We start from the raw sequence: 21303 nt of genomic DNA, 5'->3' as shown, positions 1-21303 counted from the left end.
GATGGCTAGGTTGGGCCTGGACGCCATGCGCCGCTGCGCGCGTGGCATCTCCTTTTCAGAAGGGCGGCAGCATGGCGCTTGGCGTGTCGCGCGATGCAGATGCGATGCCCATCCGCGCAGGGCCTCCCGAGCCGGCGCCAGCGTTGAGGGCGGGCGCGCCGTCATTCGCCGGCATGCGCGCTGCGCCGGGCACGAGGACGGGATCGACGGCCCGCGGACGAATTGCACCGGCCGCCGGGTGGACCCGGCCGTGACAGCCGGCATCGCCCCGCTCACACTCGGCGCAACACAGCGGAGCCGGACGACACGCATGCAGATGGAGTGGAGCGCATTCACGTTGCTGATGGCCCTCGCCCTCGCCGTGCCCGCACGCGCGCAGGACGCGGCGAAGCCGGCACCCGACTGGGACAGCGAGCCGGCACAGGTCTTCGTCGAAGGCGATGCGCTGCACTACTACGGCGCGCTCGAGGTGCGCGACGTGAACCGGCTGCTGCAGGCGCTGGTGGCGGCGCCGGCGACGGTGTCGCGCCTGGTGGTCACCTCGCGCGGCGGCGACGCGGTCGCCGCGATCGCGGCCGGGGAGGCGGTGCACGCGCGCGGCCTGGCGGTGGAGGTCGTCGGCCGTGGCTGCGGCTCCTCCTGCGCCAACTATCTTTTCGTGCCCGCGCGCAGCAGGACCATCGCTCCCGGCAGCCTGGTGATGTTCCACAACTCCTGCCCGACCGGATTCTCCGAAGATCCGGCGTACTGGCGCGGCTGGCTGCGGCACAACTATGGCGGCGCGCTCCGGATCGAGCGCTCGGAGGCGCGCACCGCCGGCACCGACGAGGACGTCCGCAGGCAGTTCGAGCAGGATCTGGAAGCGCATGCGGCGCAGTTCGTGCAGACCGTCCGGGACACCAAGGCCGGCCATCGCCGGATCTTCGACGGCAGCGGCATCGACGACCGCCTGCTGTGCCTGGGCGACCATCTGGAGCTGCCGCGGGTCACCGGGACGGACGGCGGCTACATGTACACGCTGGATCCGGTCGACATGGCCCGCTTCGGCGTCTGCGACGTGGCGGCGCCGGACGATTATGTGGCACGGGCCGAGCGCTACTTCCGCTCGCGCGCAGACCTGCAGGGCCGCGTCGGCGTGGTGCGCCTCGCCGATCATCCAGGATTCGTACCGCAGCCAGGCGTGGCCTGCCGCTGAATCCGCGGAGGCTCCGCCCGCTGCCGCGGGTGATGCCGGTCAGGCGCGCTGCTGCGGGCCTGCTGGCGCGGGCGGTGACGCGGCCCCGGCCGCCAGCAGCGTGCGGAAATCGGCGCCGCTGGGCTCCTGGAACACGCGCAGGCCGAACTCCGGCAGGATCGCCATCAGGTGGTCGAAGATGTCCGACTGCGTGCCCTCGTACACCGCCCAGGCCACGCTGGCGGTGAAGCAGTAGACCTCCAGTGGCAGGCCGGTCGAGCCGGGCTGCAGCTGCCGCACCAGCTGGGTCATGTCCTGGTTGATGCCCGGATGCTTGCGCAGGTACTGCTGCACGTACGCGCGGAAGGTGCCCAGGTTGGTGACCCGGCGCGCATTGACCGGCAGCGCCTCGTCCGGCGCCAGCCGCCCGTTCCACTCGGCCAGCTCGCGCTCCTTGTCGGCCAGATAGTCGCGCAGCAGCGCGAAGCGCTTCAGATCGGCCTGCTCGGCCGGGTCGAGGAAGCGCACGCTGGACTGGTCCAGGTACAGCGCACGCTTGATCCGGCGCCCACCCGATTCCTGCATGCCGCGCCAGTTCTTGAACGACTCGCTGATCAGCTTCTTGGTCGGGATCGTGGTGACGGTCTTGTCCCAGTTCTGCACGGTGACCGTATGCAGCGCGATGTCGATCACGTCGCCGTCCGCGTTCTGGCTGGGCATCTCGATCCAGTCGCCCAGGCGCACGCGGCCGTCGCCGCTGATCTGCACGCTGGCCACCAGCGACAGGATCGTGTCCTGGAAGATCAGCATCAGCACCGCGGTGGCCGCGCCCAGACCGGTGATCAGGTGCAGCATCTTGACGCCGGCCAGCGTCGCCACGATCGACAGACCCGCGAGCACGAACACCACGATCTTGGCCACCTGCAGGTAGCCCTTGATCGGCTTGTTGCGCGCGTCGGGGCGGCGCTCGTAGACCAGGTTCAGCGCGTCCAGCGCGTGCGAGACCGCCAGCGCCACGGTCAGCACCACCCAGACCTTGCACGCGCCGTGGACGAACGCCACCAGGGCCGGCGGCAGTTCCGGCACCCAGCCGATGCCGGCCGAGATCACCAGCGCCGGTACCACGTTGGCCAGGCGCGAGATCACCCGCAGCGGCACGCTCCGATCGCTGTCGGAGCCGCCGGCCAGCAGGCCCAGCACGCGGCGCAGGCCGCGCAGCAGGATCCGTTTGGTGACGAAATTGGCCAGCCATGCGGCAAGCGCGAGCGCGCCCAGCGTCAACAGTGAATAGGCCCAGGGATACGGCTGAAGCGCGCTCTCGAGTCCATCCAGCCACCGGATCGTCGCCGCTGCCGCCGTTCCCGCCACCGCCATCACCGCCATTGCCGTGCTACTCCTGCTGCGTCGCGTCCGTCCGCGACCGTTCGATCATCACGCCCACCGCCTGCGCACCACGCACGGCGCCGGGCTTGCTCAGTTTCAGCCGCACCCACGGCACCCGGAACTCGTCCAGCACGATCGCCGCGCAACGCTCGGCCAGCGTCTCCACCAGCCCGTAATCGGACTGCTGCACGAAGGCGATCAGGCGCTTGCTGACCGCCTTGTAGTCCAGGGTGTGGGCGATGTCGTCGCTGGCCGCCGGAACGCGGTTGTCGAAGGCCATCTCCAGATCGAAGCGCAGGGTCTGGCGGATCCGGCGCTCCCAGTCGTAGATGCCGATCAGCGCGTCGATCTCCAGCCCTTCGATGAATACCTTGTCCATAGCGCCCCGCCGATGTCGCGCTCCAGTTTACATGTACGATTGCGCCCACGCGCCAACGCGGTCGGGCCTGTTGCAGTGAAGATCACGTATTTCCTCAAGGACGTCACCGCGCACGGCGGGATGGAACGCGTGCTGGCCAACAAGTGCAACGCGCTCGCCGAGGCCGGCCACGAGGTGCACATCGTCTCGATCGGCAGCACTGCTGGACGCCCGACCTTCTTCGCCTTCCATCCCGGCGTCCGCATGTGGTCGCTGGACTGCGAGCACCTGTACCGCAAGGGGCTGTCGGCGCGACTGCGCGCACGCGCCCGTCGCAGGCAGTTCCTGGATGCCGCCGCACGCGTGCTGGCGCAGATCGGCAGCGACATCGTCGTCTCGATGTTCGACACGTGGTCGCGGCACGTGCATGCGGTGGCCGGCGGCAGCGCCACGCTGCTGGAACTGCATTTCGCCAAGCACAAGAGCGCGCAGTACCTGTACGGGCTGGAGCGGATTCCGCTGCTGCGCGGCCTGCTGCGGCTGTACAAGCATGCCGACTACGCGCTGATCGCCCGCTACGACCGGTTCGTGGTGCTGACCGAGGAGGACCGGCAGGCCTGGGGCGCGCTGGACAACATCGCGGTGATTCCCAACGCGCAGAGCTTTCCGAACGGGCCACGCGCGGCGCTGGATGGCGCGCGCGTGCTCGCGCTTGGGCGCAATACCCGGCAGAAGCGTTTCGACCTGCTGCTGCGGGCCTGGGCGCGGATCGCCGCGCGGCACCCGGACAGCAGGCTGCACATCGTCGGCCCCGGCGACAAGACCGGTCTGGCCCGTCTGGCAGCCCGCCTGGGCGTGTCCGGCAGCGTCGCGCTGGAGGGCGCCACCGACGAGGTGCGCGAGGTCCTGCTCGGTGGTTCGGTCCTCGCACTGAGTTCGCGCTACGAAGGCTTCGGCATGGTCCTGATCGAGGCGATGACCTGCGGGGTACCGGTGGTCGCGTTCGACTGCCACAGCGGGCCGCGCGACATCATCGCCGATGGCGAGGACGGCTTCCTGGTCGACAGCGGCGATGTCGCGCAGCTGGCGGAGCGGCTGGACCGGCTGCTCGGCGATGCGCTATTGCGGCAGGCCATGGGCGATGCGGCCTACCGCAACGTGCAGCGGTTCTCCAGCGCGGCGGTGATGGCCCGCTGGCAGGCCTTGTTCGACGGGATGCTGCGCGCACGCGGCGCGCGGCCACTCACACCGCCGGCAGCGCCGCCATGTCCCAGCGCGGAGTGACCTTCACTTCCGCGCCCTCGTGCTGGCCGGCCTGAAGCCGCAGCGCACCGGCGAACGCGATCATCGCGCCGTTGTCGGTGCACAGTGACGGCCGCGGGAAACACGCGCGCCCGCCACGCTTCGCGCACATCTGCTGCAGCTGCGCCCGCAGGCGCTTGTTGGCGCCCACGCCGCCGGCGACCACCAGGGTGTCGCTGCCGGCCGTGTCCAGCGCGCGCTGGCACTTGATCGCCAGCGTCTCGACCACCGCATCCTCGAAGCCGCGCGCGATGTCGGCCCGGGTCTGCGCGACCTGGTCGGATTTCTGCCAGGCCAGCAGCACCTGGGTCTTCAGGCCGCTGAAGCTGAAATCCAGGCCGGGCCGGTCGGTCATCGGCCGTGCGAAGCGGTAGCTGCCGGGCGTGCCCTGTTCAGCCAGCGCGGCCAGCTGCGGACCGCCCGGATACGGCAGCCCCATCAGCTTGGCGGTCTTGTCGAAGGCCTCGCCGGCGGCATCGTCCAGGGTCTCGCCCAGCAACCGGTAGCGGCCGATCGCCTCGACCGCGACCAGCTGGGTATGCCCGCCGGAGACCAGCAGCGCGACGAACGGCGGCTGCGGCGGGTCGTCCTCCATCAGCGGCGCCAGCAGGTGGCCTTCCATGTGGTGCACGCCCACCGCCGGCACGTCCAGCGCCCAGGCCAGCGCGCGCGCGGTGCCGGCGCCGACCAGCAGCGCGCCGACCAGGCCCGGGCCGGCGGTATAGGCCACGCCATCGAGATCGGCCACGGTCAGGCCGGCCTCGGCCAGGGTCTGGCGGATCAGCGGCAGCAGCTTGCGCACGTGGTCGCGGCTGGCCAGTTCCGGCACCACGCCGCCGTACTCGGCGTGCAGCGCGATCTGGCTGTAGACCGCATGGGCGCGCAGGCCGGCGGCGCCGGACCGGCCGGTGTCGTAGACCGCCACGCCGGTTTCGTCGCAGGAGGATTCGATGCCGAGGACTTTCATGCCGACAAGGATGGGGCTGCCTGCCGCCGGATGCCAGACCGCGACATCGCGCTTGCATTGCCCGGAAGGCAGGGCTATGATGCGCGGCTCACCGGGTCGGTCCCGGTTATTTTGTGTCCGGAGATTCCATGCCCAGCGTCAAAGTCCGCGAGAACGAGCCCTTCGAGTTTGCGCTGCGTCGCTTCAAGCGCACCTGCGAGAAGGCCGGTGTCCTGGCCGAAACCCGCAAGCGCGAGTTCTACGAGAAGCCGACCCAGGAGCGCAAGCGCAAGGCCGCCGCCGCGGTGAAGCGCCAGCTGCGTCGCATGTCGCGCGACGTCACCAAGCGTCAGCGCCTGTACTGAGTCACGCAGCAGCGGGGTTGGCGCCCCTCCGGGCCGCCTTCGTCCGATGCTCCGCAACAAGCCGGCACGCTCGCGCGTGACCGGCTTTTTGTGTTTCACGCATGCCCGGCGCGACGGTGCCGCGTCCGCCCGTCCTTGAGAACCACCGCACAACGAGGTGCACGATGAGCCTGAAGCAACGACTGACCGACGAGATGAAGGCCGCCATGAAGTCCGGCGACAAGCACAGTCTCGGCGTGATCCGCCTGATCAATGCCGCGATCAAGCAGAAGGAAGTCGACGAGCGCATCGAGCTGGACGATGCCCAGGTCGTGGCCGTGCTGGACAAGATGGTCAAGCAGCGCAAGGACTCGGTGACCCAGTACGAGGCCGCCAGCCGCGAGGACCTGGCCGAGGTCGAGCGCGGCGAGATCGTGGTGATCGAGCGCTACCTGCCGGCGAAGATGGACGAGGCCGCGATCGCGGCGGTCATCGATGCCGCCATCGCCCAGACCGGCGCCGCCGGCCCGGCCGACATGGGCAAGCTGATGGGCGTGCTGAAGCCGCAGCTGGCCGGACAGGCCGACATGGGCCTGGTCTCGACCCTGGTCAAGCAGCGCCTCGCCGGCTGATCCAGCGGCACGCTGCAGCACGACGCCCGGCCACGCGCCGGGCGTCTTCGCATGGGCGCCCGCTCCAGGCCAGGCGCCATCACCGCGCCTGACCCTGCCGTCACGGCGGCGCTGCTGGAATGGGCCGCTCCTGCACCGGACGCGACGACATGGCCGCCATGCCCTCCTTCCGACGCCGCGGCGTCTCCGCCATGCCCGCCGACGCCGATGCATGGCGGAACGGCTGTGGTGATCCTGCCCCGGCACCGTCTGCGCTCGCGGCTCCCCTGACCGCCGCGACGGCAGGGCCGCAGGCGGCGACGGCGGTCGCCCGATGAGCGCGCCGGCAAGCGTCGCCACGGAGCGGACGGCATCGGCCAGCGCCATCGCGGCACCCCGCGTGGCCAGCCAGCGCCGGATCGCGGCGATCGACTTCGCACGCGGCCTGGCGGTGTGCCTGATGATCGTCTCGCACGCCACCAACGGCCTGATGCCCTACTCCGCGTTCCCGGACTGGGGCCAGGTACCGGTGCATGCGGCGACCAAGTTCTCCTCCTCGCTGTTCTTCATCGTGTTCGGCGTGGCGCTGGCGGTGGCCTTCGTGCCCAGGACCGGACAGGAGGACTGGCCGCGGCGGCGCAACGCCCTGCTCTGGCGCGGCCTGCTGGTGCTGTTCTGGTACAAGGCGCTGACCGTAGTGGAGCTGTGGGACCGCAGCCGCGACGAGATCGTCGACACGCTGCTGTACCGCGATTTCCCGTCGTTCGTGGAGATCCTCGGTTTCTACGCCATCGCCCTGCTGTGGATTCCGTGGCTGCTGCCGCTGTGGGCCAGGACGCCCGCATGGCTGCGCTGGCTCAGTCCGCTGCCGGTGATCTGGCTGGCGTGGTGGCTGCCGCAGCAGACCGGATTCGGCGGCGTGCCGCAGCTGCAGGCGCTGCTGGTCGAGCATCCGGACTACTACACCTGGGGCCAGCTCTCGCGGCTGCCGCTGGTGCTGATCGGGCTGCTGCTGGGTGGGCTGCTGCTGCGCCACCACGGCGCGACCGCCGCGCGCATGGCGCTGGCCGGCGGCATTGCGTTGGCCGGCCTGGTCCTGCTGGGCGGCTTCGTCCTGGGTGCCGGCGACGACCTGCACGCGACGCTGGTGGCGATCGGCGGCAACGATGGCAAGCATCCGCCCGGCCTGCTGTTCTCGCTGTTCAGCGTCGGCGGCGCGCTGCTGCTGCTCGCCCTGGCGATCGCCGGCGGCAACCTGCTGGCACGCTGCCTGCAGCCGGTGACCACGGTCGGCAGCGATGCGCTGATGGCCTTCATCGTGCATATCTCGGTGATCTTCCTGCTGCTGCGGACCACGCTGGGCTGGTACCAGGCGGTGCCCTATCAGCAGGCGCTGCTGACCGGCATCGGCCTGATCCTGGTCACCGCGCTGTGGATCTGGCTGTGGCAGTCCGGCAAGCGCGCGCTCGCCAGCACACGACAGCGCGACGGAGCGCGCTGATGCGGCGGCGGTGCGTTCGCCTGCGATCGCGCATGGCCACCTGTATCGCAGCGCTGGCCGCAGCCGGTATCGCCGCGGCACAGCCGCTTCCCGCTCCCCCGCCCGCCAGCGCGCTGCCCGTGCCGGCCTGGACCGTGACGCTGGAGCAGCGCCTGCGCGCGGCCGATGCGCGCCATCCCGGCGACATCGGCGTCTATGTGCTGCACCTGGAGCGCGGCGAGTCCTACTCATACCAGGCCGAGGAGCCGTGGTACCTCGCCTCCGGGGTGAAGGTGCCGGTGGCGATCGCGGTCCTGCGCGAAATCGATCGCGGCGGACTGACGCTGGACACCCGGCTGTCCCTGCTGGAGGACGATTTCGTCGACGGCGCCGGCGGCACCAACGCGTTCGGTCCCGGCAGCCGGCTGCGCGTGTCGTACCTGCTCGAGCAGATGATCATCCACAGCGACAACACGGCCACCGACGTGCTGATCCGCACAGTCGGCCTGGAGCAGGTCAACGAGGTGGCCGCGCACCTGATCGACGCATGCGTCCAGATCACCACGCTCGCCGACGTGCGGCGCCTGGCCTACGGGCAGTTCCATCCAGGCGCCTCCGCGCTGCGCTCGCGCGACCTGCTCGCGCTGCAGCGCAGCCCGGCCGGACCGGCGCGGGTGAGCCGGCTGGCCGAGCTGCTCGCCGTCACCCCGGATGCATTCGCGCAGACCGACCTGGGCGACGCGTTCGAGGCCTACTACGCGACCCACGTCAACAGCGCGACGCTGGTCGACTACGGGCGCATGCTGGCGACGCTGGTGGAAGGCAAGGCATTGCGGCCGCAGACGACCGCGTGGCTGCTGGACACGATGGAGCGCGTGCAGACCGGCCGCCGCCGCATCCGCGCGGGGCTGCCGGCCGGCACGCGGTTCGCGCACAAGACCGGCACCCAGTACCACCGCACCTGCGATCTGGGCATCGTCCAGCTGCCGGCGACGCCCGGCCAGCGCGCGCAGCCCGCGCACGTGGTGATCGCCGCCTGCGCGCGTGGCAGCGGCACCGCCGCGGGCGAACGTGCGCTGCGCGCTGTTGGCGCAGCCGTCACCGCATCCGGGGTATTCGTGGATGCCCCGCCGGTTCCGACCGTCTCCGACCCGCGAGCGCCGCCATGACGATGAACCTTCCGCGCCTGCTGCCGCTGGCAGCCTGCCTGTCCGTCCTGCTGCTGGGCGCCTGCCGTCAGGAACCGCCCTCGCCGGTCGAACGGCAGGCGCAGCAGCAGAGCGCACCGGACGCCTCACCCGATGTCGGCGAGCCGCCGGCGTGGGCGGTGGCGCTCGGCGACGAAGTGGTGCGCATCGATGCGGCGATGCCCGGCCGCTTCGGCGTGCACGTGTCCCGCTTCGGCCCCCAGGCCGGCAGCTTCGACGGCGGCGAAGGCCGCGCGTGGTACCTGTCCTCGACGATCAAGGTGCCGGTCGCGATCGCCGTGCTGGAGGAAGTCGATGCCGGCCGCCTGACCCTGGACGAGGAACTCGTGCTGCGCGCCGAGGACATGGTCGACGGCGCCGGCGACATGCTGCAGCACACGCCCGGCGAGCGCTTTTCCGTCGGCACGCTGCTGGAGAAATCGCTGCGCGACAGCGACAGCACCGCCACGGACATGCTGATCCGCCGGCTGGGCGAAGACCACCTCAACGCGCGCATCGGCGCATGGGCCGGCGACGGCTTCGGCCCGGTCACCACGATCCAGCAGGTGCGCTACGACGCCTACGGCGCGCTGCATCCGGGCGTGGCCGATCTCGCCCCGCAGCAGATCGTGGCGCTGCGCGATGCCGAGGCCGGCGAGGCGCGGCTGCAGGCGCTGGCCGATGCGCTCGACGTACCGCGCAGCGAACTGAAGGCCGACACGCTGCAGGACGTGTTCGACGACTACTACGCCAGCGGACGCAACGCGGCGACGCTGCCGGCCTTCGCGCGCATGCTCGAGCGCCTGGCAGCCGGCGAACTGCTGCAGGACGACAGCCGCGCGCTGCTGTACCGGCACATGCAGGCGATCAGCACCGGCGGCAGGCGGATCCAGGCAGGCCTGCCGGCCGGCACCCCGTTCGCGCAGAAGACGGGTACCCAGCAGCAGCGCGCCTGCAACGTCGGCATCCTCGATCCCGCGCTGGGCCGCGATGGCGCCACGATCGTGGTCGCCTGCGCCGAGGACTTCGGCGAGCTGGCCGCAGCCGAGCAGGCGTTCCAGGCGCTGGGCCGCGCGCTCGGCGGCATGCGCACGGACCTGGCGCAGCGCTGAGCCGCACGCCGGCTGCATTGCCGGCGGCGACACCGCACACTGCGTGCTCCCCTTCCGCCGCGAGCCAATGCCATGCCCGATGCCATCACCCTGCGCCCTGCGCGCCGTGACGACCTGCCGCTGATCCTCGCGCTGATCGGCGAACTGGCCGAGTACGAACGGCTGGCGCACGAGGCCGTGGCCAGCGAGGAAGACCTGTTCAAGGCGCTGTTCGGCCCGCGCCCGGTGATCGAGGTGGTGATCGCCGAGGCCGATGGCCAGCCGGCCGGCTTCGCCCTGTTCTTCGCCAGCTTCTCCACCTTCCTCGGCAAGCCCGGCCTGTACCTGGAAGACCTGTTCGTGCGTCCGGCCTTCCGCGGACGCGGCATCGGCAAGCGCCTGATGGTGCATCTGGCCGGCCTGTGCGTGGAGCGCGGCTACGGCCGCTTCGAATGGTCGGTGCTGGACTGGAACGCGCCGTCGATCGCGTTCTACCGCAGCCTCGGCGCGGTACCGATGGACGAGTGGACGGTGCAGCGCGTGCAGGGCGATGCGCTGCGGATGCTGGCCGCGCATCCCGCCTGATCCGGCGCACCGCTCACGCCGCATCAACGGACGCGGATCGAAGCTGGGGTCCCGTCCCACCCGGCACCGCATGTCCGTTCCCACCCGCAGCCGCCTGCAGCGGCACATCGAACGCCTCGAACAGAGCCTGCCGGCCGCGATGGTCAAGCGCTTCGTCGAGGCCGACCTGATGACCCAGGCGGCGTCGCTGTCGTTCTACACGCTGCTGTCCCTGGCGCCGCTGCTGGTGCTGCTGCTGTGGCTGACCGCCTCGCTGTATCCGCCGGCGCAGGAATCGCTGGTCGCGCAGATTTCAGGGCTGGCCGGCGCCAACGCGGCGACCGTGGCCGAAACGGTGATCCGCAACGCCACCGACCAGCCCAGCGTGGGCTCGCTGGCCGGGCTGTGGAGCACCGCGCTGCTGTTCGTCGGCTCGACCGTGGTGTTCGCCCAGCTGCAGGGCGCGCTGAACCTGATCTTCCGCACCGGCGGCCAGCAGCTGGGCGGGCTGCGCGCCTGGCTGCGCAAGCGCGTGTTCTCGCTGGGCGTGGTGCTGGGCCTGGGCTTCCTGCTGATCGTGTCGATGATCGCCACCACCGCGGTGCAGGTGGTGTTCGCCCAGCTGCCGTCGCTGCTGCCGGCGGTCGGCTACGTGACCACGCTGCTGCTGTACGCGATGGCCTTCGCCTTCCTCTACCACTACCTGCCCGACCGGCGCGTGGCCTGGCGCCAGGCCTGGCTGGGCGGCGCGATCACCGCCGGCCTGTTCGCGCTGGGCCGTTACCTGATCGGCTTCTACCTGGCCGAGGCCGCCCCGGGCAGCGCCTACGGCTCGATGGGCGCGCTGGTGCTGCTGCTGTTCTGGATGTACTACGCGGCGGTGGTGTTCTTCGTCGGCGCCCTGATCACCGCGGTGATCGACGAGCGCATGCACTCCCACCGCAGGCTGGAGGCGGCCGGGCTGGACGACCAGGGCCGGCCGCAGGCGCCGCCACCGGATTCCGGGGCGCCGCTGCGCTAGGCGACGTCGGACGTCGCCGGACGCGACGGTGCGGCGGACCCTCCCGGCGTCTACAGGCCACCTCGCCGGGGCGGCCGGATACACTACGCGCATGGCCCGACTGTCCGACGCGTTCATCGACGACCTGATCGCGCGCAGCGACATCGTCGAGGTGATCAGCGCGCGGGTCCCGCTCAAGCGCAAGGGCCGCGAGTACACCGCGCCGTGCCCGTTCCACGACGAGCGCACGCCCTCGTTCTACGTCTCGCCGACCAAGCAGTTCTACCACTGCTTCGGCTGCGGCGCGCACGGCACCGCGATCAGCTTCCTGATGAACTACGACCGCCTCGAGTTCCTCGACGCGATCGAGGAACTGGCCAAGCGCGCCGGCATCGAGGTCCCGCGCGAGACCAGACAGAACAACCAGGACAGCGACCTGCGCGACCAGTACGCGGCGCTGGAGGCGGCGGCCAAGCTGTTCCAGCGCGCGCTGGCCGACAGTCCGCGCGCGCTGGCCTACCTGGACGGACGCGGCGTGGATGCCGAGAACCGCGCCCGCTTCGGCATCGGCTATGCGCCCGAAGGCTATTCGACGCTGAAGGACACCCTCGGCAGCGACGAGCGCCGGCTCAAGCTGCTCGAGCGCACCGGCATGCTGTCGAAGAACGACCGCGGCCACGTCTACGACAAGTTCCGCGACCGGGTGATGTTCCCGATCCACGACCGCCGCGGCCGGGTGATCGCCTTCGGCGGACGCGTGCTCGGCGGCGACGACGGCCCCAAGTACCTGAACTCGCCCGAGACGCCGCTGTTCCACAAGGGCCGCGAGCTGTACGGCCTGTGGCAGGCGCGCCAGGCCAACCAGAAGCTGGAACGGCTGATCGTGGTCGAGGGCTACATGGACGTGGTCGCGCTGTTCCAGTACGGCGTCACCCAGGCCGTGGCCACGCTCGGCACCGCCACCACCGGCGACCATGCCGAGCTGCTGTTCCGCAACGCGGCCGATGTGTACTTCTGCTTCGACGGCGACGCCGCCGGCCGTCGTGCCGCGTGGCGCGCGGTCGAGTCGGTGCTGCCGCGGATGAAGGACGGCCGCCAGGCGATGTTCCTGTTCCTGCCCGACGGCGAGGACCCGGACACCATCGTGCGCAAGGAAGGCGCCGCCGGCTTCGACGCGCGGCTGGCGCAGGCGTTGCCGCTGTCGCAGTTCTTCTTCGACGAGATCGGCCGCGAGATCAACCTGGGCACGCTGGACGGGCGCGCCCGCCTGGCCGAACGCGCGCGCCCGATGCTGGCGCAGATTCCCGATGGCGCCTTCGCCGACCTGATGCGGCAGGAGCTGCAGCGGATGACCGGCGTCGGCGCCGCGGCGGCGGCCACCGCCCCGCCGCCAGCCCGACGCGGCGTCGCCCCGGTACAGAAGCGCAGCCTGGTGCGCAGCGCGATCGCGCTGCTGCTGCAACATCCCCCGCTTGCGCTGGGCGTGGAGCAGCCCTACCGCTTCGCCGATCTGCGCCAGCCCGGCGTGCCGCTGCTGCTGCAGATGCTGGAATTGATCGTCCAGCGCCCGGACATGCGCACCGGCAGCCTGCTCGAGCACTTCGCCGAACACGAGCAGGCCGACGCGCTGCGCAAGCTGGCCACCCAGGTGCTGCCCGGCGACGAGGCCAGCTGGGCGGTCGAGCTGCACGACGCCGTGGTCCAGCTCGAGCGCCAGGCGCTGAGCCAGCGCATCGACGAACTGCAGCAGAAGTCGCGCAGCCAGGGCCTGGACGAAACCGACAAGTACGAGCTGCGGATGCTGCTGCAGGCCAAGGTGGCCGCGCGCCACTGAGGCGCGGAAGGCGGATGCGGCGTCTGCACAGACTGGCTGACTGGCACGACGGCACGCGCATCACCGTAGCAGCGTCCGTCAGTACGCACCGCCGAAATGGGAACGGCCCGCGATGCGGGCCGTTCTGCATTCAACCGCTCAGTCCTGCTTGTCGGCCGGTGGCGGCAATACCTCGCCTGCTGCGCCAGACACGAGCCCGTCCAGATCGCTCAGGTCGCTGATGCCGACTTCCTTCAACAGCGCATCCACCATCGGCCGCTGCGCGCGGTAGCGCAGCGCGTTGTCCACGACCGAGCGGGCCAGATTGCCGCCGCCGTCTCCGGCATTGGCAGCGCCACCGTCCGGACCATTGCCGATGCCCCCCAGGCCGCGCACGTCGACGATCTTGATCCCGTCGATCCGCTCCATCGGGCGCACCGACTGCTCGATGATCTCCGGCAGGCGGCGCAGCAGTTCCAGCCGCGTTTCCAGCGCGATCTGCTCCTGGCTCAACGCATTGCGCGCCTCGTTGATCGCACGCTGGCCCTCGGCGTCGACGCGGTAGCGCTCCTCGTCGGCCTGGGCGCGGATGCGCACCGCCTCGGCCTCCACCGTCGCGGCCACGCGCACCGCTTCGGCGCGGTCCTCGGCGGCCTTCTTCTCGGCGTCGGCGGCGACCACGATCGCGATCGCATCCTGCTCGGCCTGCTCGCGCGCCTGCACCAGACGCACTGCCTTGGAGCGCTCGGCCACCGCGGTCTCGCGGACCTTCTTCACTTCTTCCTCGGCTGCGACCGCCTTGGCCAGCTCGGCATCGGCCGAGGCCTTGGCCGCGGACTCCTCCTGCGACTTCTGCGAGATCGCGATCTCGCGCTCCTGCTCGGCGATGCGCACCGCACGCTCGCGCTCGATCTCGCGCTGCTCGATCACGCGGCGCTTCTCGATCTCGGCTTCGGCGATCGCGCGGTTGGCCGCGATCGTCGCCTGCTCGGCCTCGCGGCGACGTTCGGCTTCCTGCTGCGAGATATGCGCCGATGCCTCGGCGGTACGCACCTTGACCTCCTGGTCCTGCATCAGGCGCGCGTACTCCTGGTCGCGGGCGATCTCCAGCGACTGGCGCTCGGTCTCCAGATTCTTCAGCTCGATCTGGATCTTGGTGTCGCGCTCGATGTCGTTGCGCTGCTTGCGGCGCAGTTCGATCTCCTGGGTCAGCTTGGTCAGGCCCTGGGCGTCGAACGCGTTCTGCGGGTTGAAGAAGTCCGCAGCGGTCTGGTCCAGGCCGGTCAGCGACACCGACTCCAGCTCCAGGCCGTTCTTGTGCAGGTCTTCGGCCACCGCCACCTGCACCTTCTGCGCGAAGTCGACACGGCTCTCGTGCAGTTCTTCCATGCTCATGCCGGCAGCGACGGCGCGCAGCGCATCGACGAACTTGCCTTCGACCAGCTCCTTCAGCGCGGACGGCTCCATCGTGCGCCGGCCCAGCGTCTGCGCCGCGGTCGAGATCGCACCGGCATCGGGCTTCACCCGCACGTAGAACTCGGCCTGCACGTCGACGCGCATGCGGTCGCGGGTGATCAGCGCAGCCTCGCGTGCGCGCAGCACTTCGAGCTTCAGCGTGTTCATGTTGACCGGGATGGTCTCGTGCAGCACTGGCAGCACCAGTGCGCCGCCATCGCGCACGACCTTCTCGCCGCCCATGCCGGTACGGACGAAGGCGATTTCCTTGCTGGCCCGGTGATACAGGCGCGCGAACACCAGACCGAGCGCGAACAGGGCGATGAGGACGGCGACCGCAGGCACGATCACCGAGAGGTAAGGCATCTGGCCCATCTGATGAAACTCCTTTTCTGCAACGTTGGGAACGAGGTGCGTCGAGCGCGGCTGGACCGTCAGTGGTCCACCAGTGCCGCGTTCGGGTTGTCGATGACGGTGAAGCGCCCGCCGGCATGCTGGCGGACCAGCAGGACGACGCTGCCGGTGGCGAACTGGGCGCCCTCATCCTCGGGCTCGACCAGCACGTAGTGCTCGGTGCCGAAACTGTCCTTCACCCGCGCCTGCGCCGGCAGGCCGGTGCGTGCGGTGCCGCCGGTGACGACCGCGGTGCGCCCGACCAGCGTGGCCAGATCGACCGCGCTGGTCTCGTCGCGCGGCATCAGCCGGGCCAGCAGGCCTGCGCCCATGCGTACGACCGGCAGACTCAGCAGCAGTACCGCAGGCGCGGCAAGTACCGTCGGCAGCGCATGACCCAGCACCGCACGCAGGGCGCCCTGGGCCACCAGCCCGACGGCGCCGAACACGGTGAGGAACACGATCAGGATCATCAGCACCGGGACGCGGCCGACGTGCAGCCAGGCCAGGAAGCGGCCGACCAGGCTGCTCGCCTCGCCCTGCCCGGTGGCTTCCATGCCGCTGCCGGAGCCGGCGGTGGCCTCCAGGTGCCCGGCGACGAAGTCGTCGACCACGTCGTTGACGCTGAAGCCGGTGACCAGCGAGATCAGTTCGATCACCGCGAGGCCGGCCATGATCAGCAGGGCGATCGCGAAGGGCGCATTGCCGCTGGCGGTCATCCAGTCCATGCCGGCCTCAGCGCTTGCCGGCCTTCAGCTGCGCAAGCCGCTCGGCGACGCGGTTGTCGCGCGACAGCGTCTCCAGCTCGGCCAGCTGCGCGGCATCGGCATGCGCACCGCGGGTGCCGGACAGGCCGGTCTGGCGCTGGAAGATGCGGTCGAATGCGGCACCGGCACGATCGGCACGGTCGTGTACCGATTCGCCCGGACGGCTGCTGCCGGTGCTGGTTGCGGTGCTCGACGCGCGCTGCTCCATCGCCCGGCGGTAGTCCTCCAGCGCCTCGTTCATTTCGCGACGCTTGGCCTGCAGCGCGGTGATGTAGCCCTCCAGCCGCGTGCGATCCTCCGCCAGTGCGGCCAGCCGCGACTCCAGCACCGGCAGCTGCGCTTCGATGTCGATCTGGCGGCCCAGCGCGGCGTGGGCAAGGTCCTCGCGGCCCTGCTCGACCGCGAACGCCGCCTGCTCGCCCAGCGTCTCGTGGCGACCGCTTTCCTCGGTCAGGCGCTTGGCGGTCAGGTGGCGCTGCGCCTCGACGGTTCCCAGATCGGAACGCACATCGGCGATCGCGGTGTCGATCTCGCGCACGGCCTGGGCCATCACGCTTTCCGGTGCGGCGTTTTCCACCGCGTCCACCAGGCTGTGGAAGCTGCCGGCGATCAGGCGGCCAACACGTTGGGTCAGGGTCTCGCTCATGGCTTACTCCTTGTCAGCGGGGTTGGAATCTCGGTCACGTCCAGTGCTCTGCGCAAACCGCGCGCGCCTGCTCAATGTCTCCGGGGCATGGCATCCCGGGAAGCCCGCCTGGGCGAGCTGCAGCATGGATTCGGTCAACACCATCGCACGCTCGCCGAGCCCGCGCTCGAAATCGCGCAGGGCCTTCGGGGTGTCGCCGCCGGCCTGCAGCGCCGAGCCCGCCAGCACGAACGCCGCGGTCTCCGGCATCCACGCCAGCACCCGCGCGACCAGTTCGGAACGCTGCTGGCTGGCGACCTCGGCCTGGTGCACACGCCGCTCCGGTACCGCGAACAGGCCGCGCACGAAGTCGTAGGCCGCGCCGAAATCGTCCAGGCCTTCGCGCTGCGCGCGCGCATCGGCCAGCAGCGCACGGATCTTCTCGCTCAGGTTGGTCGCACCGGCGACCTCGATCCCGGCCAGGAAGGTCAGGTCGTCTTCGTCGAGTCGGAGCGTCACGGTCTGCTTGGCCATCGGCGAGTCTCTGGGCGGGGCGGCATCCAGACAGTAGTTCGAACGTAAGACAAACGCAATACGTTTGATTGCAATCGGATTCCAGATGCCGCAATGCGTCATTGGAGGCCGCAGGCCTGCTGCGGCGACAATGCACACCCCAGCATCGAGCCAGTTGATGTCAGTCCGCCGCTTTCTCCCCGACGCCTTCACCCTGGCTCTGCTGACCACCGTCGTCCTGGCCTCGCTGCTGCCCGTGCACGGCATCGGCGCACAGGTCATGGACGTGGTCACCGACATCGCCATCGCGGTGCTGTTCTTCCTGCACGGGGCACGGCTGTCGCGGCAGGCGATCCTGTCGGGCATCACCGCCTGGCGCCTGCATCTGGTGATCTTCGCAAGCACCTTCGTGCTGTTCCCGCTGCTGGGCCTGCTCTCCAAGCCACTGTCGCACTGGCTGCTGACGCCGGAGCTGTATCTGGGCGTGCTGTTCCTGTGCGTGTTGCCGTCGACGGTGCAGTCCTCGATCGCGTTCACCTCGATGGCCGGCGGCAACGTGCCGGCGGCGGTGTGCAGCGCCTCGGCGTCGAGCCTGCTCGGCGTGTTCCTGACGCCGCTGCTGATGGGCGTGCTGGCCGGCAGCCAGGGCGGCATGGCCGATCCACTGGCGGCGGTTGGCGGGATCATGCTGCAGCTGCTGCTGCCGTTCGTGGCCGGGCATCTGCTGCGGCCGCTGGTCGGCGGCTGGGTCGAACGGCACCGGCCGGTGCTGCGCCATACCGACCAGGGCACGATCCTGCTGGTGGTCTACACCGCCTTCAGTGCCGCGGTGATCGAAGGCCTGTGGCGCGACACGCCGGTCACCGCGCTGCTGTCGGTGGCGCTGATCTCGTGCCTGCTGCTGGGCGTGGCGATGGGGCTGCTGGTGGTCGGCGCGCGCCGGCTGGGCTTCAACCGCGCCGACGAGATCGCCATCGTGTTCTGCGGCTCCAAGAAGAGCCTGGCCTCCGGCATTCCGATGGCCAAGGTGATGTTCGCCGGCGGCAGCCTCGGCGCGATCATGCTGCCGGTGATGGTGTTCCACCAGATCCAGCTGATCGTCTGCGCGGTGGTCGCGCAGCGCTACGCGCGCGGCAACGCACGCAGCGCCGCGCCGCTGGCGGCAGAGTGACCCCCTGTGCGCCGGATCAGCCGCACAGGGCGATCAGGCGCTCGATGTCGTCGATGTCGTTGTAGAACGAGGGCGAGATGCGGATCCGGTCCGGGTACAGCGTGGCCTCGACGCCAGCGTCGGCGAAGCGCGCCGCCAGCCGCTTCTCCACGCCGCGCGCGGCGAAGGTCACGATCGGCGAGCGCGACCCGGCCGGCGTCATCGGCAGGTAGCCCAGCGCCGGCAGCGCCTGCTGCAACCGCTGCAGCAGCGGCTGGCGCCAGGCCTGGATGCGTTCCACACCCAGTTCCAGCAGCAGGTCGAGCGAAGCGCTCAGCATCGCCACGCCGGCGTAACCGAGCGTGCCGACCTCGACCCGCCCCGGCGTGTCGGTCCGCGGGGCGGTTTCCAGCGGCTGCTCGCCCGGCGGGTCGAATGGATAGAGGTGGGTGACGAACTCCTGCTCCTGCCGGTAGCCCCACTGCGAGCGCCGCAGCGCCGGAAGGCTGTCGCGGCGCACGTACATCAGGCCGATGCCGAAATCGCCCATCAGCCACTTGTAGGTCGAGCAGGCGGCGAAATCGACGCCGCTGGCATGCAGGTCGATCGGCACGGTACCGGCGGCCTGGATGAGGTCCGCGTAGACCAGCGCACCGCGCGCGTGGGCCAGGTCGCAGACCGCCTTGAGGTCGTGCTCGAAGCCGTTGACGTTGGAGACCAGCGACAGCGCCACCAGGCGCGTGCCGGGGGTGATCGCGCGGTCCAGGTCGTCGAGCTGGATCCGGTTGTCGCGCGGGCGCACGACCTGCAGGTCCAGACCCTGCTTGGCCAGCTCGTTGTACATGAACAGCGAGCCGCTGAAGTGGTAGGCGTCGGTGACCACGCGCGCGCGCGATCCCGGCAGCCCCAGGCCGGAGACGACATGGTTCTCGCCGGCCATCGTGCTCGGCACCCAGGCCAGCTCGTCGATGTCCGCGTTGACCAGGCGCGCGAACTGCTTCATCGCATGCGCGCGGTCCTCCATCAGGTTCACGCCCTGGCCGGCGCGGTTCATCAAGCGGCCATCGAGGTAGCGCTGCAGCGCGGCGGCCGAAGCATGGCCGACCGGATGCATGAAGGCGCCGTTGATGTGGGTGCCGGCCAGCGCGAAGCGCGCGCGCATGCCATCCAGCCCGCCGCGCGCGAGGCCGGTCGCCGCGGCGGGCGCGGGCACGGCGCGGGCGATGGCCGGCAGCTGCGGCAAGGCGGCCAGCACCGGCAGCGCGCCGAGGCTGCGCAGCCAGCGACGCCGCGCCGGGTCGGCCGGACGGGGTTCGTTGGGATCCATCGGACGCTCGGGATGGTGCGGATGCATGCGGGTGCTCAGTAGCGGCAGGCCGGGCCGTCGGCCACGTCGCTGCGGACCCAGTGGTAACCGGGGAACGGGGCGCCCTGCGGCACGAACGCGATCTCGACGACGCCCTCGTCGCGCTCCACTTTCAGCACGATCGGCTTCGACGGATCCGACTGCTGGCCGTCCAGACCGACCGCATTGCCGATGCGGTCGCCCTCGCGCAGACCGGCACGGGCCGCGGGCGAGGCCGGGTCCAGCCCGCGGATCACGCGCGGCACCTGCATCAGGCTGGCGATCTCGAAGCCGAGCTCGAATACCGGCATCGGCATCTGCTCGCGCCGGAAGCACGGACCGAACGCATCCTCCGGCGGCACCAGCAGGCCGCCGTCCTGCAGCGCGCGGAAGTCGGCCTGGGCGTGGGCGCCGATCTCGGGTTCGAGCATGGCCACCCAGGTGGCGGCGTCGACCGGCTCGCCGGCGCGGCGACGGTCGAGGAAGGCCCGCACCGCATCGTCGAGCGAACGCCTGCCACCGGAGGCGTGCAGCAGCCGCGCATTGGTGACCAGGAAGTACATGCCGCCGCGCGAGTAAGGCTGCATGCGTGCGCGCGCGTCGGTCCAGAACGCGGCCTGCGCCTCGGCGATCGGCATGTCCTTGCGCACGTTGCTGTAGTAGGTGCGCAGGGTGTCGTTGATGCCGGCCAGGTAGCGCTCGCTGGAGAACAGGCCGAGCATGAACGGCGCGCGCACCTCGTAGACCACGGCCAGGCCTTCCTGGAACCAGCTCTGTTCCTCCAGGCCGTCGAGATAGACGTGCACCATCTCGTGCACCAGCAGCTGCTCGATCTCCTCGCGCGGCAGGTCGACCGCCATCGTGCTCATCAGCGCGCCCGGCAGCGCCGAGCCGCTCTTGTCGGTCAGCGGGTTGGTCCGGAACAGGGTGGTGAACGGCGGCAGCTCCGGTTCGCGGAAGAAGCCGCTGAGCTGGCGGTAGGCCTGCTCCGACCAGACCAGCAGGTCGCGCTGGTCGTAGCCGGGCGTCTGCGCGGTGGAGGCCGCCCGGAACGGGCCGGTGGCGCCGGACAGATCGGCCGGCAGCGCGTGCAGGTCGCCGGCCATCAGATAGGTGCTGCGCAGCGCTTCCAGCGACATCGTGCCGCCGTCACGGACGGCGGCGGGAAGGCTGTCGAGCGCCTGCGCACCCCGGGGATACGCGGACAGGTTCCAGTCGATCGCGACGCGCCATTCGCGCGCGTCCTGCGGCAGCAGCACGAAGGTACGCGCCGCGCCGCTGATCCCGCGCGCTTCCGAACGCAGGTCCCAGATCGGGCCGGGCACGGTCTCCTGCGAGACCGCCACCGTGTAGTCCACGGTGACCTCGCCGCGGGTCTGCCGCTGCGGCGTCCACAGCCGCTGGCGGCTGCCGAGCAGGCCGTCGGCCGGCCCGTCGGAGACGGCCAGCGCGACCTCGCCGGCGGCATCGTGCATGCGCACGCCGTCGACACGCGCGGCGATGTTGGCCAGCGGCCCGAGCGAGACCGGCAAACCGAGCGAACCGAGCGCGGCGTCGCCCGGATCGACCGCCACGCGCACCTGCAGCCCCGGGCTGGCCGGCGTACCGGCCTGCGGGGTCAGCTCGATCCGCAGCGACGGCGCCGGCCCGGCAGCGAAGGCCGACGGCGCCAGCAGGGCCGCACACAGCAGCATGCCGGCGATGCGCCGGCGCGGTCCTGCTGCGGTGATCGTACCGCCGGTGTTCATGGGGATTGGCTGCATCTCGACCTCGCCGCGTGGTGCGTGGTGCGGACGCCGCAG

Annotated in this window: 20 protein-coding genes; 11 read left to right on the top strand and 9 right to left on the bottom strand. The window is 70.7% G+C overall.

Annotated elements, in window-relative coordinates; genetic code table 11:
- The first annotated feature begins 10 nt into the window (after positions 1-10).
- Positions 11-1195, top strand: coding sequence for a hypothetical protein (locus tag IB242_RS14680; protein ID WP_192280941.1), 1185 nt, complete (start codon positions 11-13; stop codon positions 1193-1195).
- A gap of 39 nt (positions 1196-1234) precedes the next feature.
- On the opposite strand, the gene IB242_RS14675 is transcribed toward IB242_RS14680, so the two are convergent.
- Positions 1235-2557: a mechanosensitive ion channel domain-containing protein gene (locus IB242_RS14675; protein WP_192280938.1), complete on the bottom strand. Its 1323-nt coding sequence runs from the start codon at positions 2555-2557 to the stop codon at positions 1235-1237.
- 7 nt (positions 2558-2564) lie between these two features.
- A complete protein-coding gene (gene folB / locus IB242_RS14670; RefSeq protein ID WP_192280935.1) occupies positions 2565-2936 on the bottom strand; it encodes a dihydroneopterin aldolase in 372 nt (123 codons plus the stop codon).
- Positions 2937-3011: 75 nt separating this feature from the next.
- Between folB and IB242_RS14665 the strand changes: the two genes are divergently transcribed.
- Positions 3012-4199, top strand: coding sequence for a glycosyltransferase family 4 protein (locus IB242_RS14665; RefSeq protein ID WP_192280932.1), 1188 nt, complete (start codon positions 3012-3014; stop codon positions 4197-4199).
- Here the strand turns inward: IB242_RS14665 and tsaD are convergent.
- Positions 4159-5184, bottom strand: a complete 1026-nt coding sequence (gene tsaD, locus IB242_RS14660) for a tRNA (adenosine(37)-N6)-threonylcarbamoyltransferase complex transferase subunit TsaD (RefSeq protein ID WP_192280929.1) — start codon at positions 5182-5184, stop codon at positions 4159-4161. The genes IB242_RS14665 and tsaD overlap by 41 nt on opposite strands.
- Before the next feature lie 128 nt (positions 5185-5312).
- Here tsaD and rpsU point away from each other — a divergent pair, with 128 nt between their 5' ends.
- The 8 genes from rpsU to dnaG all read left to right on the top strand — a co-directional run bounded on the left by rpsU (position 5313) and on the right by dnaG (position 13274).
- A complete protein-coding gene (rpsU, locus tag IB242_RS14655; protein ID WP_149861347.1) occupies positions 5313-5528 on the top strand; it encodes a 30S ribosomal protein S21 in 216 nt (71 codons plus the stop codon).
- Positions 5529-5692: 164 nt separating this feature from the next.
- Entirely contained in the window at positions 5693-6139 is a 447-nt protein-coding gene (locus IB242_RS14650; RefSeq protein ID WP_192280927.1) for a GatB/YqeY domain-containing protein, read from the top strand.
- Positions 6140-6452: 313 nt separating this feature from the next.
- Positions 6453-7619 (top strand): acyltransferase family protein, encoded by a 1167-nt coding sequence (locus IB242_RS14645; RefSeq protein WP_192280924.1) that lies wholly within the window; start codon positions 6453-6455, stop codon positions 7617-7619.
- Positions 7620-7651: 32 nt separating this feature from the next.
- Complete coding sequence (locus tag IB242_RS14640; protein WP_192280921.1) at positions 7652-8767, top strand: serine hydrolase; 1116 nt, start codon at positions 7652-7654, stop codon at positions 8765-8767.
- Entirely contained in the window at positions 8764-9897 is a 1134-nt protein-coding gene (locus IB242_RS14635; protein WP_192280918.1) for a serine hydrolase, read from the top strand. Before IB242_RS14640 ends, IB242_RS14635 begins: the two co-directional genes overlap by 4 nt.
- 72 nt (positions 9898-9969) lie before the next feature.
- Positions 9970-10461 carry a GNAT family N-acetyltransferase gene (locus IB242_RS14630; protein WP_192280915.1) on the top strand — a complete coding sequence of 164 codons (492 nt, stop codon included), beginning with the start codon at positions 9970-9972 and terminating at the stop codon, positions 10459-10461.
- A 70-nt stretch (positions 10462-10531) separates the two neighbouring features.
- Complete coding sequence (locus IB242_RS14625; RefSeq protein ID WP_192280912.1) at positions 10532-11461, top strand: YihY/virulence factor BrkB family protein; 930 nt, start codon at positions 10532-10534, stop codon at positions 11459-11461.
- A 91-nt stretch (positions 11462-11552) separates the two neighbouring features.
- Positions 11553-13274, top strand: coding sequence for a DNA primase (gene dnaG / locus IB242_RS14620; RefSeq protein WP_192280910.1), 1722 nt, complete (start codon positions 11553-11555; stop codon positions 13272-13274).
- Positions 13275-13412: 138 nt separating this feature from the next.
- On the opposite strand, the gene IB242_RS14615 is transcribed toward dnaG, so the two are convergent.
- The 4 genes from IB242_RS14615 to IB242_RS14600 are packed head-to-tail and all read right to left on the bottom strand — an operon-like array spanning position 13413 to position 17027.
- The gene (locus IB242_RS14615) at positions 13413-15083 is read right to left on the bottom strand and encodes a flotillin domain-containing protein (protein WP_225540678.1); all 1671 of its coding nucleotides are present in this window, start codon (positions 15081-15083) and stop codon (positions 13413-13415) included.
- Between the two features lie 59 nt (positions 15084-15142).
- The gene (locus IB242_RS14610) at positions 15143-15829 is read right to left on the bottom strand and encodes a YqiJ family protein (protein ID WP_192280907.1); all 687 of its coding nucleotides are present in this window, start codon (positions 15827-15829) and stop codon (positions 15143-15145) included.
- Between the two features lie 7 nt (positions 15830-15836).
- The gene (locus tag IB242_RS14605) at positions 15837-16514 is read right to left on the bottom strand and encodes a PspA/IM30 family protein (RefSeq protein WP_192280904.1); all 678 of its coding nucleotides are present in this window, start codon (positions 16512-16514) and stop codon (positions 15837-15839) included.
- Between the two features lie 3 nt (positions 16515-16517).
- A complete protein-coding gene (locus IB242_RS14600; RefSeq protein WP_192280901.1) occupies positions 16518-17027 on the bottom strand; it encodes a hypothetical protein in 510 nt (169 codons plus the stop codon).
- A gap of 157 nt (positions 17028-17184) precedes the next feature.
- Between IB242_RS14600 and IB242_RS14595 the strand changes: the two genes are divergently transcribed.
- On the top strand, positions 17185-18177 hold the full coding sequence (locus IB242_RS14595; RefSeq protein WP_192280898.1) for a bile acid:sodium symporter family protein: 993 nt from the start codon (positions 17185-17187) through the stop codon (positions 18175-18177).
- 16 nt (positions 18178-18193) lie between these two features.
- Here IB242_RS14595 and IB242_RS14590 read toward each other — a convergent pair whose 3' ends face one another.
- On the bottom strand, positions 18194-19510 hold the full coding sequence (locus tag IB242_RS14590; RefSeq protein WP_225540677.1) for an aminotransferase class V-fold PLP-dependent enzyme: 1317 nt from the start codon (positions 19508-19510) through the stop codon (positions 18194-18196).
- A gap of 8 nt (positions 19511-19518) precedes the next feature.
- A complete protein-coding gene (locus tag IB242_RS14585) occupies positions 19519-21249 on the bottom strand; it encodes a hypothetical protein (protein ID WP_192280895.1) in 1731 nt (576 codons plus the stop codon).
- Between the last annotated feature and the right edge of the window lie 54 nt (positions 21250-21303).

Origin of the sequence: Xanthomonas sp. XNM01 (genome assembly GCF_014851915.1) — a bacterium.
Taxonomy (GTDB): Bacteria; Pseudomonadota; Gammaproteobacteria; order Xanthomonadales; family Xanthomonadaceae; genus Pseudoxanthomonas.
Note: the sequence above shows the minus strand (reverse complement) of the source record. Positions and strands in the feature narration are given on the sequence as shown.

Bases quoted from the DNA above. Each gene is read 5' to 3' on its own strand.
- IB242_RS14650 (WP_192280927.1), top strand. From the start codon at position 5,693: ATGAGCCTGAAGCAACGACTGACCGACGAGATGAAGGCCGCCATGAAG.
- IB242_RS14675 (WP_192280938.1), bottom strand. From the start codon at position 2,557: ATGGCGGTGATGGCGGTGGCGGGAACGGCGGCAGCGGCGACGATCCGG.
- IB242_RS14610 (WP_192280907.1), bottom strand. From the start codon at position 15,829: ATGGACTGGATGACCGCCAGCGGCAATGCGCCCTTCGCGATCGCCCTG.
- IB242_RS14590 (WP_225540677.1), bottom strand. From the start codon at position 19,510: ATGCATCCGCACCATCCCGAGCGTCCGATGGATCCCAACGAACCCCGT.
- IB242_RS14615 (WP_225540678.1), bottom strand. From the start codon at position 15,083: ATGGGCCAGATGCCTTACCTCTCGGTGATCGTGCCTGCGGTCGCCGTC.
- dnaG (WP_192280910.1), top strand. From the start codon at position 11,553: ATGGCCCGACTGTCCGACGCGTTCATCGACGACCTGATCGCGCGCAGC.
- IB242_RS14595 (WP_192280898.1), top strand. From the start codon at position 17,185: ATGTCAGTCCGCCGCTTTCTCCCCGACGCCTTCACCCTGGCTCTGCTG.
- IB242_RS14585 (WP_192280895.1), bottom strand. From the start codon at position 21,249: ATGAACACCGGCGGTACGATCACCGCAGCAGGACCGCGCCGGCGCATC.
- IB242_RS14640 (WP_192280921.1), top strand. From the start codon at position 7,652: ATGGCCACCTGTATCGCAGCGCTGGCCGCAGCCGGTATCGCCGCGGCA.
- IB242_RS14625 (WP_192280912.1), top strand. From the start codon at position 10,532: ATGTCCGTTCCCACCCGCAGCCGCCTGCAGCGGCACATCGAACGCCTC.
- IB242_RS14635 (WP_192280918.1), top strand. From the start codon at position 8,764: ATGACGATGAACCTTCCGCGCCTGCTGCCGCTGGCAGCCTGCCTGTCC.
- IB242_RS14645 (WP_192280924.1), top strand. From the start codon at position 6,453: ATGAGCGCGCCGGCAAGCGTCGCCACGGAGCGGACGGCATCGGCCAGC.
- rpsU (WP_149861347.1), top strand. From the start codon at position 5,313: ATGCCCAGCGTCAAAGTCCGCGAGAACGAGCCCTTCGAGTTTGCGCTG.
- IB242_RS14630 (WP_192280915.1), top strand. From the start codon at position 9,970: ATGCCCGATGCCATCACCCTGCGCCCTGCGCGCCGTGACGACCTGCCG.
- IB242_RS14605 (WP_192280904.1), bottom strand. From the start codon at position 16,514: ATGAGCGAGACCCTGACCCAACGTGTTGGCCGCCTGATCGCCGGCAGC.
- tsaD (WP_192280929.1), bottom strand. From the start codon at position 5,184: ATGAAAGTCCTCGGCATCGAATCCTCCTGCGACGAAACCGGCGTGGCG.
- IB242_RS14600 (WP_192280901.1), bottom strand. From the start codon at position 17,027: ATGGCCAAGCAGACCGTGACGCTCCGACTCGACGAAGACGACCTGACC.
- folB (WP_192280935.1), bottom strand. From the start codon at position 2,936: ATGGACAAGGTATTCATCGAAGGGCTGGAGATCGACGCGCTGATCGGC.